At 54.1% G+C, this 12595-nt stretch carries 10 protein-coding genes and 1 riboswitch; of the genes, 6 read left to right on the top strand and 4 right to left on the bottom strand.

Annotated features, from left to right (window positions below):
- Positions 1 to 8: 8 nt before the first annotated feature.
- From FJM65_RS09870 to FJM65_RS21685, 3 genes are all read right to left on the bottom strand, one after another.
- Entirely contained in the window at positions 9 to 428 is a 420-nt protein-coding gene (locus tag FJM65_RS09870) for an OsmC family protein (protein ID WP_140621333.1), read from the bottom strand.
- A 349-nt stretch (positions 429 to 777) separates the two neighbouring features.
- A complete protein-coding gene (locus tag FJM65_RS09865) occupies positions 778 to 1953 on the bottom strand; it encodes a trans-sulfuration enzyme family protein (RefSeq protein ID WP_219855967.1) in 1176 nt (391 codons plus the stop codon).
- Positions 1954 to 2054: 101 nt separating this feature from the next.
- Positions 2055 to 3584, bottom strand: a complete 1530-nt coding sequence (locus tag FJM65_RS21685; protein WP_140621332.1) for a TSUP family transporter — start codon at positions 3582 to 3584, stop codon at positions 2055 to 2057.
- Positions 3585 to 3857: 273 nt separating this feature from the next.
- A riboswitch (SAM riboswitch) is annotated at positions 3858 to 3960 on the bottom strand.
- A gap of 405 nt (positions 3961 to 4365) precedes the next feature.
- Here FJM65_RS21685 and FJM65_RS09855 point away from each other — a divergent pair.
- Positions 4366 to 6840 carry an outer membrane beta-barrel family protein gene (locus tag FJM65_RS09855; RefSeq protein WP_140621331.1) on the top strand — a complete coding sequence of 825 codons (2475 nt, stop codon included), beginning with the start codon at positions 4366 to 4368 and terminating at the stop codon, positions 6838 to 6840.
- Between the two features lie 120 nt (positions 6841 to 6960).
- Positions 6961 to 7623: a YczE/YyaS/YitT family protein gene (locus FJM65_RS09850; RefSeq protein WP_140621330.1), complete on the top strand. Its 663-nt coding sequence runs from the start codon at positions 6961 to 6963 to the stop codon at positions 7621 to 7623.
- 31 nt (positions 7624 to 7654) lie between these two features.
- On the opposite strand, the gene FJM65_RS09845 is transcribed toward FJM65_RS09850, so the two are convergent.
- Entirely contained in the window at positions 7655 to 7924 is a 270-nt protein-coding gene (locus FJM65_RS09845) for a hypothetical protein (RefSeq protein WP_140621329.1), read from the bottom strand.
- A 524-nt stretch (positions 7925 to 8448) separates the two neighbouring features.
- Here FJM65_RS09845 and FJM65_RS09840 point away from each other — a divergent pair.
- The 4 genes from FJM65_RS09840 to FJM65_RS09825 all read left to right on the top strand — a co-directional run bounded on the left by FJM65_RS09840 (position 8449) and on the right by FJM65_RS09825 (position 12576).
- Positions 8449 to 9345 carry an EboA domain-containing protein gene (locus FJM65_RS09840; protein WP_140621328.1) on the top strand — a complete coding sequence of 299 codons (897 nt, stop codon included), beginning with the start codon at positions 8449 to 8451 and terminating at the stop codon, positions 9343 to 9345.
- Between the two features lie 116 nt (positions 9346 to 9461).
- Complete coding sequence (locus FJM65_RS09835) at positions 9462 to 10403, top strand: TatD family hydrolase (protein ID WP_140621327.1); 942 nt, start codon at positions 9462 to 9464, stop codon at positions 10401 to 10403.
- Positions 10404 to 10406: 3 nt separating this feature from the next.
- Positions 10407 to 11315 (top strand): UbiA-like protein EboC, encoded by a 909-nt coding sequence (eboC, locus tag FJM65_RS09830; RefSeq protein WP_140621326.1) that lies wholly within the window; start codon positions 10407 to 10409, stop codon positions 11313 to 11315.
- A gap of 82 nt (positions 11316 to 11397) precedes the next feature.
- Positions 11398 to 12576 carry a 3-dehydroquinate synthase gene (locus FJM65_RS09825; protein WP_140621325.1) on the top strand — a complete coding sequence of 393 codons (1179 nt, stop codon included), beginning with the start codon at positions 11398 to 11400 and terminating at the stop codon, positions 12574 to 12576.
- The last annotated feature ends 19 nt before the right edge of the window (positions 12577 to 12595 follow it).

Here is a 12595-nt window from a genome sequence, read left to right as displayed (position 1 = left end):
CAATCCGGCTACATCACCGCCACCTCAAAGCTATAGGTGATGGTGGCTGTTTTGTAAAGTATGGCTGCCACGGAGCAGTACTTGTCCATCGACAGTTGAATGGCCTGCTGCACCTTCAGCTCCTCCAGCGGTCCGCCCAGTACAAAGTGCACGTGTATCTGCTTAAAAAGCGAAGGCGCCTCTCCCTCTACACGCTCTGCTTTAACATTGATGTTGAAGGAGTCGATCTGCTGCCGCTTCTTTTTCAGGATTTGGATCACATCGATGGCACTGCAGCCGCCGAGGCCCATCAGCAGCAGCTCCATTGGCCGGGCACCGGCGTTGTGGCCACCTATTGCCGGCGATCCGTCTATGTTTATCTCCACTCCAGACGCTCCTGTCGCCACGAAGTGGTAATCCTCGTCTACGCGTGTAAGGTTAACTTCCATACTTGTTTTTGATTAGCTATACTTGCAAACTACGGCTGCAGGCGGTGCAAAGCAAGTTTATACTTTGTTTATGTTAAAGCGCAAACGGATGCGGTTTGTTTACAGATCATCCTCCTACAGCCTGTTAAAAGTATGGAGAATGAAAAGACACTGCCACTGAGAAAGGCCAAGATTAGAGCCTATATTCACTATTCTGTAAACCTCCCACGAGTTTTCCACTCGTGGTTGTTTATGACGCAAGGTTTATACGTTCACAAGCTGAAAGCTTGCCCCAATAAAGCCACACGATGCAATCTTGCGGCAGGGAAATCGACCAAACTTAGATATAAACAGCCTGCTAACCACCTAGCTACGACACCCGCTCCAGCGCCTGCTTCACGTCAGCAATGATGTCGTTTATACTTTCCAGGCCAACCGATACGCGCACTAAACCAGGCGTAATGCCCGTGGCAGCGCGTTCTTCCTCTTTCAGTTTGGAGTGCGTGGTGGAGGCCGGATGCGTGACGATGGTGCGGGTATCGCCGAGGTTGGACGTGATGCTGGCCATCTGCAGGTTATCAATAAAGCGCTTAGCTGCGTCGTAGCCGCCTTTTACCTCCAACGTCACGATGCCCCCGCCCTGGCGCATCTGCTTCCTGGCCAAATCATACTGCGGGAACGATGGCAGAAACGGGTAATTCACCTTCTCCAGCGCCGGGTTTCCCTCCAGTGCCTCAGCCAGTTTCAGGGCATTCTCGCAATGCTTCTCCACCCGCAGCTGCAGCGTCTCCAGGCTTTTAGAAAGCACCCAGGCGTTGAACGGCGACATGGCCGGCCCGGTGTGGCGGGCAAAGAAACGAATCTTCGCGATCAGCTCCTTAGGGCCTACGGTTACCCCTCCCAGCACACGTCCCTGCCCATCGATATACTTAGTGGCAGAGTGCAGCACCAGGTCTGCGCCAAAGTCGGTTGGCGTTTGCAATACAGGCGTGGCGAAGCAGTTATCCACCACCAGCAGCAGGTTATACTTGCGCTTCAACTCGCCCAGCCACTCCAGGTCTATCAGCTCCAGCCCCGGGTTAGAGGGCGTTTCGATCAGTATAAGTTTGGTGGCCGGCGTGATCAGGCTCTCCCACTCCTCCGGCTTTGACGCATCGGCATACGTATGAGTAATGCCCCATTTCGGGAAAACGTTCGTGAGCAGCTGGTGCGTAGAGCCAAAAACAGACCGGCAGGCCAGTACGTGGTCGCCGGACTGCAGCAAGGCCCCCAGGGTGCCAAAGATAGCGCCCATCCCCGACGCAAACGCGAAGCCATCCTCCGCCTTCTCCAGGAAGCACATCTTCTGCAGCAGCTCGTCTACGTTTGGGTTGCCATAGCGGGAGTATACCTGCCCTTGCTCCTCTTCGGCAAACACGGCGCGCGCCTGCTCGGCATCCTCAAACATAAAGCTGGAGGTAAGGTATAAAGGCACCGAGTGCTCCCGGTACTGCGAGCGCTGCGCCTGCAAACGTATGGCTCCGGTTTCGTTTTCCATATTTTCCATAAATTCTGTAGATGTTAGTAGCCGGTTACAGGACTTTGCAGTTCCGCACCCACGCTATGTAAATTCAAACTGATTTTATACTTGCTTCACCTGTTATACTTTTAAAACGGCAGCGCCATCACGATCAGCCTCAAACTGACCACGATCACCACGATACCCACAATGATCATCATCGTTTTTACCGGCAGCCGGCGCGCCAGCATGGCCCCGATCGGAGCTGAGATACAGCCGCCAAGTATAAGCCCCACAATGATCTGCCAGTGCGAGATGCCTGCAAAAGCGACAAACGTGGCAGAGCTGGCGATGGACACAAAGAACTCGGCCAGGTTTACGGAGCCAATGGTATACATGGGGTTGCGGCCTTTTGCAATGAGTGTGGACGATACGATCGGGCCCCAGCCACCGCCGCCGATGGCATCCAGGAAACCGCCTGCCGTAGCCAGAAAGCCCAGCTTTTTCACCGGTTGCTTCTTCACTTTCTTGCGCAGCACCTTCCGCAGGATGAGGATTCCCAGCACCAACGTATAAGCCGCCACAACGGGCTTAATGATATACAGGTATTCCTCGAACGTAAACAGCAGATAAGCCCCCAGTATAGCGCCCAGCACCCCCGGCAGCACAATGTTCTTGAACAGCTTGTTGTTGACGTTCCGGAACTTGAGGTGCATCCAGCCGGATACGCCGGAGGTGAAGATCTCAGAGGCATGCACGCTGGCGCTGGCCGCCACAGGGCTCACCCCAAAACTGAGTAGAAATGTTGTCGCGCTTACGCCATAGGCCATACCCAGGGCACCGTCTATCAGCTGCGCCACAAAGCCGGCAAGTATAAAGATCAGAATCTCAGAGTCTACCTGGGCGGCAGCCTCCAGGGCCAGGTGGCCTATGGTTTGCAGCGGGATGTAGGTAAACAGCAGGTGCCCGGTCACCATTAGGGCGATAACAGCAGAGAAAACGGCCAGCACATAGGTAAGGCCATACTTGTAGCGCTTTTTGGGGATGGGGTTTACCAGCCCTTCCGTCAGCTCGTTCAGCCGCCTTACCTTCTCAGTAAAGTCGCCGTTCAGCTGCGTCCGTATCTTGCCCATCTTTCCCAGCACCTGGTCTATCTCCTCCGGAAAGGCCTCGTGCAGCACCTCTTTTACCCGCTTGGCCACCGCCGGCGACTTGCCGTTGGTAGAGATGCCTATTTTTAAGCTGCCCTTCTGCACCACCGAGCCCAGGTAAAAATCGCTCTGCTGCGGCATATTGGCCACATTCGTGAGGATTTTCCGGGATCTGGCCAGATCGCCGATGGCTTTGTTCAGGATATCGTCATCAGTGGCAACCAGCACCAGGTCCTGCCCTGTCAGGTCTTCCTCCTGAAACTCTCGCGCCAGCACCTCCACCTGCGGATAGGCTGCCGCCAGCGCCCGGATGCTTGCCTGCACCTGCGGCGTTACCAACCTGACTTTCGCGTTTGGACTGTTGGCAAGTATGGCGGAGAGCTTTTCCATCCCTGCAGTTCCACCGCCTATTACCAGCGTTTGCAGTTCGTCCAGCTTTAGAAACACCGGGAACAGCGGGTTTGCCGTTTCTGCGGCCTTGTCGGGTATAGTATAGGCTAGCGTATGTTCGTCCTGGAGGTTATCCATTTACTTAAAATTCTTCGTTGTTATACTTACAAAGCTATCAGCTGCAATGCCTACAGTATAGCTTTGGGCTGGAAGGCAATCTTCCTCCTCTCTTGTCAAGCCTATAAAGCAGGATACCCCACTCTAACTTGGCGCATTGCCGAGGCCGTAAATCCGGGGAAATGTATTAGATACAACAGCAACAGCAACACATATCAGCAGTGGCGGCAAAGCTGAAGTGGGAATTATTACTCCCGGCAATAAGAAAGTTTGGTGTTGTGTTCATGGTGTTACAATTTATATTTTCCCGTTTTTGGGCAGGATGTGGCACCTTTCCGAGGAGGATGGTTGCCAGAGGTTCACAGAGCCTGTTCTCTCGCCTCTTCTTCTATAAATTTCTTGCGGTTAGCAGTACTATTCGTTGCAAATATATTAAGCCTAGCCCAAACGGCCTGTACTTACCCCGATTATTTTTACCTCAGCTGCTAACACAGACTCTCCTGTACCGCCCGGCCAGACCTGCACCGACCTGGTAAATATGCCCTGTATGCCCTTTACGCCGTAATTTAGACCTGTCCCGTTACAGCACACCTACCTCTGGAAACGTCCCTATCGACCAAGCAGCACATTATGCCTACCAACTGCTCATCGGCCGCCACTGCCTGTTTATATAGAAATGCTATACTTTGGTATATTCCATTTCAGTGCTACCGTTCTGCAGCTTTACTTTGTACCCTAAATCATTAGCAAGTATAAAAAACCGCACTTATAAAAGGTATAGCCACACTAAAAGACATAAACTATGAAGAAGCATTTACTCCTGATATTGCTGGGTCTGAGTACCACGGCAGTGTTAGCACAGGCGCCGCAGCAGGCGGCGGCGCAACAACAGGCTGCCACCCCTACTCCAAAAGGCAACGCTAAAATCAGCGGTACCGTGCTGGACGCTGACACCAAGCAGCCCATCGAGTTTGCCACCGTGGCGCTCATCAGCCTCAATACCGGAAAGCCCATCGACGGCACTATGGCCGACGGAAAAGGCCAGTTTACCCTACAGAAAGTGGCGGCAGGCAAGTATAAAATCCAGGTGTCTTTTCTAGGATACCAGCAGCAGGCGGTGGAGAACGTAACCGTGGCCTCCGATAACGCCGAGGTGAACGTGGGCACTATTTCCCTGGCTTCAGATGCCAAAAAGCTGGGCGAGGTGGTGATTACCGGCGAGAAGCCGCTGGTGGAGGAGAAGATTGACCGCACCGTGTACAACGCCGAGAAAGACATTACGAACGCCGGCGGCAATGCCGCCGATGTGCTGCAGAAGGTACCATCCCTGAGCGTAGACACCGACGGTAACGTGCAGCTGCGCGGCAGCTCTAACGTGCGCGTGCTCATCAACAACAAGCCTTCGTCTATCATGGCGGGCAGCGTGGCCGATGCCCTGAAGCAGATTCCTGCGGATATGATCAAGTCGGTGGAGGTGATCACCAGCCCCTCTGCCAAGTATGACGCCGAGGGAACGGCCGGTATCATCAACATCATCACCAAGAAGGACAGCGGCCTGGAGGGGGTGAGCGGCTCGGTGAGCGCCACGGCGGGTACCCGCTCGAGCAACGGCAACGCCAGCCTGAACGTGCGCCGCGGCAAACTGGGCATCAACGCCAGCGCCAGCACATTTATGTTCTACAACCATGGCAATATGTCCAACATTACCATGTTCAACGAGCCGGAGGCTACCCGCACCATCCGCTCTCAGTTCGGGGACACTGACATCCAGGGGGCCTTTATGAACGGGCAGCTAGGCTTTGATTACGAGATTTCTGCCAAAAACAGCCTCTCGGGCAGCGTTCGCCGCAACGGTGGCGAATTTAAAATGCAGAATGACCAGAGCCAGACTTTCACAGAAGGAGGTGTATTGATACCCGAAGAAGTATTCAACACTGATATAGAAAACCGCAACAAGCGCCAGGGCACCGACTTTAACCTCGACTTTGTGCATAGCTTTGAGAAGCCGGGCCAGGAACTTGCCATACTCTCTCAGTACTCCACCACCGATACAGATACACGCAATTACCAAGACCGCTTTAACGACGGCGAAGCCCCTTACTACTTCCAGCGCAACCAAAACGACGGCGGTAATGACGAGCTGACCTTCCAAGTGGATTATGTGCACCCGTTTGAGAATAAAACCACCCTGGAGGTTGGCGCAAAAAGCATCTTCCGGGATGTGAGCAGCGACGGAATCTATCGTGATATTGAGAAAGGTGAAGAAACTAAAAGACTGGAAAAGTTTGAGTATGGCCAGGATGTGTATGCCTCTTACCTGACTTACGGTTTTGCCATCAGGAAGAAACTGAACGTGAAGTTAGGTAGCCGCTACGAGCACACCGAGATCGGGGCAGACCTAATCACGGCGGACCAGGAATTCTCCGACAGCTACGATAATTTTATCCCGAGCGTGGCCCTATCCTATACTTTAAAGGAAAAGCATACCTTAAAGGCCAACTTCACTCAGCGTATCCAGCGCCCGTCGCTGTTCTACCTGAATCCGTTTGACCAGGAGCAGGCGCCGGGCACAGTGGTGCGCGGTAACCCGAACCTGGATGCCGAGCTAACTGACCTGTATGAGCTTGGCTACAGCACCTACTTTAAAACCTCTTCCATCAGCGCGAGCCTTTACATGCGCCAAACCGACAACGCCATTGAGACGGTGCCGGGCAAAGAAGACAACACCACCGTGCTGACCTTTGCGAACGTGGCCAAGAACCAGACCTACGGTATCAGCTTGTTCGGCTCTGTGAAACCGGTCAAAGCCTGGAGCATCAGCGGTAGCTCCAACATCTACTACGTGGACCTGAAGAGTTCCTTGTATGAGAATAGCGGCTGGATGTATAATATCAACGGTAACACCTCCTATGATTTCGGCAAAGGCTTCAGCGCCCAGTTTAACGGCGGCTTCAACTCACGCAGAATTCAGCTGCAAGGCAGGTTCGCCTCCTTCTCCTACCATACCCTGGCCTTTAAGAAAGAGCTGTTTAAAGGTAAGGGCGGCATCAGCGTAGGTCTGGATAACCCCTTCCGCAAGAGCATGAAGATGGATAACGACGTGGAGGCCATAGAGTACACGCAGCGCATCCACATCAACAACTACAACCGCGGTGCCCGTGTTACCTTCGACTACCGCTTCGGTAAGATGGAGAAGCAGAAAATGCGCCGCAAGCGCAGCATCCGCAACGACGACACCAAGCAAGGCGACGGCAACGGCGGAGCCGGCGGCATGTAAGCCACACAAGTTTAACTACTACCTATTTTCCTGTCTACCGAAATCCCTGCCAACCTATGGCGGGGATTTCTTTTTTACGAAAGCGCGTGGCGATACAGGCAGAATTGCTAAACTTGCAGCATGGCTTTGTCGATAAAATCGGATACCCCGCGCAACTGGGTCATTCGCTATACTTTCTTTTTCCTGGGGCTCATCCTTTTTGGCCTCGGCATCGCGATTGCGGTAAAGGTACGGCACCTGGGCCTGCACCCCTGGGATGTGCTGAACGTGGCCCTGTCGGATAAGTTTGGCTGGAGCATCGGCACCTGGAGCGTGATCGTGGGCATGGTCGTAATCTTTTCCTCGCTGCTGGTCAGCCGCAAGTACATCAACATCGGCACCTTCCTCAATGCCTTGCTCATCGGCCCTTTCATGGACTTCTTTCTGTGGCTGGATTTTCTGCCGGACGCCACCCATACCTGGCTCGACTACCTGTGGCTGCTGCTGGCTATACTTATCATCGGTATGGCAGGCGGCCTGTATGTGGCCGGTGGCATCGGCGCCGGCCCCCGCGACGGCTTTATGCTGACCATGGCGGATCGCACCGGCCTATCTGTGAGCAAGTCCAGGATCGTTGTGGAGAGCACCGTTTTAGTGATAGGTTTTCTGCTGGGAGGCCCGATCCACGTAGTTACGTTTTTGTATACCCTTATTCTGAGCCCCGTATTTCAGGTGGCCCTGAACGTATTTGCCAAGCTGCGGGATACGCTGACCGAGGAACGGCCGGAGGAGGTGAATGTATAAAAAGAAAGGCAGCTGATCGCTGCCTTTTTGCTTACTTCAGGGTTTCGTAGAGCTTCTTTGTCTTTACGTGCAGCGAGAACCAGTCATAGTTGTTGCGCAGCATGCTAAAGTTACTGCCCTCTACCACTCCGTTCATGCCTTTTTTCGCCAGGGCGTCGGCAATTACGTTATCTTCTACCACAAAGGAGTCTACCACTAGGCCTCCATTAACAAAAGAGCAGGCAAGTCCTTTGTCATCAGTCTTGTACAGTAATGTGTTGCTTTTCTTTAGTCCGTCTTCGATTCGCTTTAATTCTTTCATAATTTTAAATGCTTCTACAGAATATACAGTTTACACGCCTATTAAAGTTCAAATCTAGAGTAAAATATCACAACGAAATTCATAAAATGGGTGAATAGCATTATAATTATTGCCAATAGAAATATTCTTTATTTAAAAGCGAATGAAGGAGCTGTATCAACACCAGTGTTTAAACATCTACCACTTTACAGATCGTTACATGCCGCACGTGCCATACGCATCCACAGCTAAAAGTGTTGCTTAAAAATTGCAGCAAAATTTTACAGGAGTAGTAGCAAGTGTTTTTTCTGACATTACGGATACTTCTAAAAAACAGCAAAATTGTTGCACAGATTCAGGAAGATGCTTAACCTTATGAACCTTCTTGAAGTTGCTCCGTAAAAACCTATCTAGTGATAGCTACATAACTATATAGGTTTCCTGCTCAATATGCTTTCTGGCAAGGCCAGCAACGCACTATTTACGCAGAGGAGGCAGCAGAGCAGGTAACTCGTAAGCTTCTAACCTTTAACCCTTATACATCCGTGTACCAAGCCGATATCCAGCAAACCATTACCTTTCTAAAAGAGCTACTGGAAAACAGCACCACTCCGCAGGGCCTGCAGTGGCTTAACCAGAAAATGGAGCAGATCAACTCCGGAAACGCCAAAACCAGTCAGTTTTACCTTGCCTTTAGTGCCGCGCCGCGCTTTGTAGGCAAAGCACCCCTGCAACTTTCGCCGCAGGACCTGTCCACAGCCGATGCCATCCGGCCCGGGTTTAACCCCAGCCATTGGAACGCTGCACAGGCTGCCCGCACCCTACTCCTGCTTTCGCTGCCGCACCAGGATGGCCAGGCATTTTTCCGGCAGGTAGAAACGCTGTTTGACACGGCTGATATGGGCGAATTGGTGGCTTTGTACGCTGCGCTGCCCCTGCTGCCGCACCCAGAGCTGTTCCGCCTGCGTGCCGCCGAGGGCTTCCGCACCAATATGGGCGATGTGTTTGAGGCCGTGGCGCTGGATAACCCCTACCCTGCCGATTACATGGAGGAAGACGCCTGGAACAACATGGTGCTCAAGACGCTCTTTGTGGGCAAGCCGATTTTCCGTATCTACGGCATCGAGAAGCGCCGCAATGCCAAGCTGGCCCGTATCCTCTCCGACTACGCCCATGAGCGCTGGGCAGCAGGCCGGCCTGTTTCGCCGGAGCTTTGGCGCCCCGTGGGCCCGTTTATAGACGAGGTGCTTTTGGCCGATATTCGCAAGCTGTTCGACCAGCCCGATGAGCTGGAGCAGGAAGCGGCCGCGCTTGCCTGCGCCCAGAGCGATAACAGCGCCGCCCGCGAGCTGCTGAACTCTCACCCGCAGTTAAAGGCGCGCGTCGACAAGGGGGAGCTGACCTGGAGGCAAATTGGGGATAAAGCCCTTGCCCGGGAGTAGCGCAGCTCCTGACGCTCCTTTCCGTTTAAACTTTGATCTTTCCCATAAGAACGCTAACTTATATGCGTTTCTTTTATTGAAATAAGAACTACTACCAACTTCAACTACGCTACTGTATGAACACGCAGAACCTCATGCTCATAGATCCACACATCCACATGACCTCCCGCACCACCGACGATTACGAGCGTATGCGGCAGGCCGGTATTGTGGCCATTATTGAACCGGCTTTCTGGCTGGGCCAGCCCCGCACCGAGGCGGGCTCTTTTAAAGATTACTTCAGCAGCCTGGTGGGCTGGGAGCGCTTCCGGGCGAGCCAGTTCGGCATCAAGCACTACTGCACCATCGGCCTGAACTCGAAAGAGGCGAACAACGAGGCCCTGGCCGAGCAGGTGATGGAGCTGCTGCCGCTTTTTGTCTGCAAGGAAGGCGTGGTAGGCGTTGGAGAAATCGGGTATGACGACCAGACAGCCATAGAGGATAAATACTTCAGGGCGCAGCTGGAACTGGCCAAAGAGGTAAACATGCCGGTGCAGGTGCACACGCCGCACCGCGACAAGAAAGCCGGCACCATTAAAAGTATGGAAGTATGCCTGGAGCACGGCATCGCCCCGGACATGGTGGTGATCGACCACAACAACGAGGAAACGGTAAAAGACGTGCTGGACCGCGGTTTCTGGGCTGCCTTTACCATCTACCCGAACTCTAAAATGGGCAACGAGCGCATGGTGGAGGTCGTGAAGAAGTATGGCTCTGAGCGCATTATCGTGAACAGCTCTGCTGACTGGGGCGTTAGCGACCCGCTATCCGTTCCAAAGACGGCCTCCCTGATGCTGGAGCGCGGCATTAGCCTGGAAGACGTGAAAAAGACCTGCTACCAGAACGCCCTGGACTCCTTCGGCAAAAGCGGCCAGATGCATGAGTCGGACTGGCTGCAGGGAACAGAGGTAGACCAGCGGGAGAAATTCTCGGACAACTCGGTACTGCGCGGCGGCCAAGCCCCTGTGGTGGGCAACCTAAACGCTACCGGCGAGCTGGACTCTAATATTGTACGCTAAGGCATGAACAAGATTGGAGCTTACCTGCGCCTCATGCGCCCGGCCAACATCGTTACGGCCATTGCGGATGTGATGATGGGCTATGCCGCCTCTGGCGCGCTGCTCGCGTGGCAGCGGTGGCAAAACGGCCTTGAGGCAGGCAATTTATACATGCTGGGCTGGCTGGCGCTCGCCACAATTGGGTTGTACGGCGGCGGCGTGGTTTTTAACGATGTGTTTGACGCCGACCTGGACCGCGTGGAGCGCCCTGAGCGCCCTATCCCGAGCGGCAAGGCAAGTGTAGCGGGTGCCAGTATACTTGGCGCTGCCTTACTACTGGGCGGCGTGCTGGCGGCCTGGCAGGTGTCCGCCACCAGCGCTGGCCTGGCCATTACGGTGGCACTGCTCGCCCTGCTCTACGACTGGAAAGGCAAGCACCACCCGGTGCTGGGCCCGGTAAACATGGGCGCCTGCCGTGGCGGCAACCTGCTGCTGGGCGTCAGCGCTATTCCCGCCGCTGTGCAGGAGCTTTGGTTCATCGCCCTTATTCCCATTGTATATATTTCGGCTATTACCATGGTGAGCCGCGGAGAGGTACACGGGGGCAACACAGCCGCCCTGAAAGCCGCCGTGCTGATGTATGTGCTGGTTTTTGCCGGTATCATGAGCCTGGCGCTGCTGCCCCAGTTTAACCTGCTTTATAGCCTGCCTTTCCTGTTGCTGTTTGCTTTCCTCATCTTCCCGCCGCTTCTCAAGGCTATGCCGGCCAAAGAGCCTAAGCTGATCATCAAAGCCGTGAAGGCAGGGATTCTGGCCCTGATCGTGATGAATGCAAGTATGGCTGCTGGTTTTGCCGGATGGCAGTATGGCCTGGTGGTGCTACTGCTGCTGCCTGTGTCCATCTACATCGCCAAGAGCTTTGCCGTTACCTGAGTGCAGTGAACGAACTTTTCTCAAATAGCATTTCATTCATAAGATCACGCATTCACCCATTCAAAATTATTTGCCCCCGGATATGAAGACGATAGAACAGAATTTTGCAGTACCGTTCAGGTATGGGGTATACTTTACAGAAGACCTTTTTAGCCCGCAAAACCCGCTGCTACCGCAGGTGCTGGCCCAGGACAAAGCCACTGCGCCGCGTAAAGCTTTGTTTTTGGTAGACAGTGGCGTGGCCGAGGCGCACCCAAGGCTGCTGGAGCAGCTGCAGGCGTTTACTCTGGCGCATGCCGGTGCGTTGCAGCTGGCATCCGATCCGCTGGTTTTGCCTGGCGGCGAGGAAGCTAAAAACGACCCAAAGCACCTGCAGGCCATACTTGCCGCCATTAACGCGTTCGGCGTGTGCCGCCATTCATACCTGATCGCCATTGGCGGCGGGGCCATACTTGATTTGGCAGGCTTTGCGGCAGCCATCGCGCACCGCGGCATCCGCCACATCCGCATCCCTACCACCGTGCTCTCGCAGAACGACTCAGGCGTGGGGGTAAAGAACAGCGTGAACGCCTTTGGCAAGAAGAACTTCCTGGGCACCTTTGCGCCACCCTTTGCCGTGATCAACGACAGCAGCTTTTTACTGACCCTGGAAGACCGCGACTGGCGCTCCGGCATCTCAGAAGCAGTGAAGGTGGCCCTGATCAAAGACATCAGCTTTTACCAAAGTATAAAACAACAGGCGCGGCAGCTGGCCCACCGCAATATGGCTGCCATGCAAGCCCTTATTCACCGTTGCGCCGAGCTGCATGTGGAGCACATCGGCGGCCTGGATCCCTTTGAGATGGGCTCATCCCGTCCGTTGGACTTTGGCCACTGGGCGGCGCACAAGCTGGAGCAGCTGAGCAGGTATAACGTACGCCACGGCGAGGCGGTAGCCATTGGCATTGCCCTGGATGTGGTGTACTCGCAGCTAAAAGGTATGATTACCGCTGCCGAGCGGGATGACGTGCTGGAGCTGCTGCAGGAGCTGGGCTTTAGCTTGTTTGTGCCGGAGCTGGCGCAAAAGGAGCCCGACGGGCAACTGGCCGTGATAAAAGGCCTGAACGAGTTTCGGGAGCACCTGGGCGGGCAACTGACCATCATGCTGCTGCAAAAGCTGGGCGAAGGCCGGGAGGTGCACGAGATGGACGAGGAACTGGTGCGGCAGGCGGTAAACTATCTGCAGAAAAAATACCAACCCCAGCCGCTCTCTCAAGTATAAAACATAGATAGAATGGACA

This window comes from Pontibacter mangrovi, assembly GCF_006385705.1.
GTDB classification, from domain to species: Bacteria; Bacteroidota; Bacteroidia; order Cytophagales; family Hymenobacteraceae; genus Pontibacter; species Pontibacter mangrovi.
This window is presented reverse-complemented; position numbering and strand designations above follow the sequence as displayed.

Excerpts from the sequence above, each read along its gene's own strand:
- FJM65_RS09870 (WP_140621333.1), bottom strand. The coding sequence starts at position 428 with ATGGAAGTTAACCTTACACGCGTAGACGAGGATTACCACTTCGTGGCG.
- FJM65_RS09865 (WP_219855967.1), bottom strand. The coding sequence starts at position 1,953 with ATGGAAAATATGGAAAACGAAACCGGAGCCATACGTTTGCAGGCGCAG.
- FJM65_RS21685 (WP_140621332.1), bottom strand. The coding sequence starts at position 3,584 with ATGGATAACCTCCAGGACGAACATACGCTAGCCTATACTATACCCGAC.
- FJM65_RS09855 (WP_140621331.1), top strand. The coding sequence starts at position 4,366 with ATGAAGAAGCATTTACTCCTGATATTGCTGGGTCTGAGTACCACGGCA.
- FJM65_RS09850 (WP_140621330.1), top strand. The coding sequence starts at position 6,961 with ATGGCTTTGTCGATAAAATCGGATACCCCGCGCAACTGGGTCATTCGC.
- FJM65_RS09845 (WP_140621329.1), bottom strand. The coding sequence starts at position 7,924 with ATGAAAGAATTAAAGCGAATCGAAGACGGACTAAAGAAAAGCAACACA.
- FJM65_RS09835 (WP_140621327.1), top strand. The coding sequence starts at position 9,462 with ATGAACACGCAGAACCTCATGCTCATAGATCCACACATCCACATGACC.
- eboC (WP_140621326.1), top strand. The coding sequence starts at position 10,407 with ATGAACAAGATTGGAGCTTACCTGCGCCTCATGCGCCCGGCCAACATC.
- FJM65_RS09825 (WP_140621325.1), top strand. The coding sequence starts at position 11,398 with ATGAAGACGATAGAACAGAATTTTGCAGTACCGTTCAGGTATGGGGTA.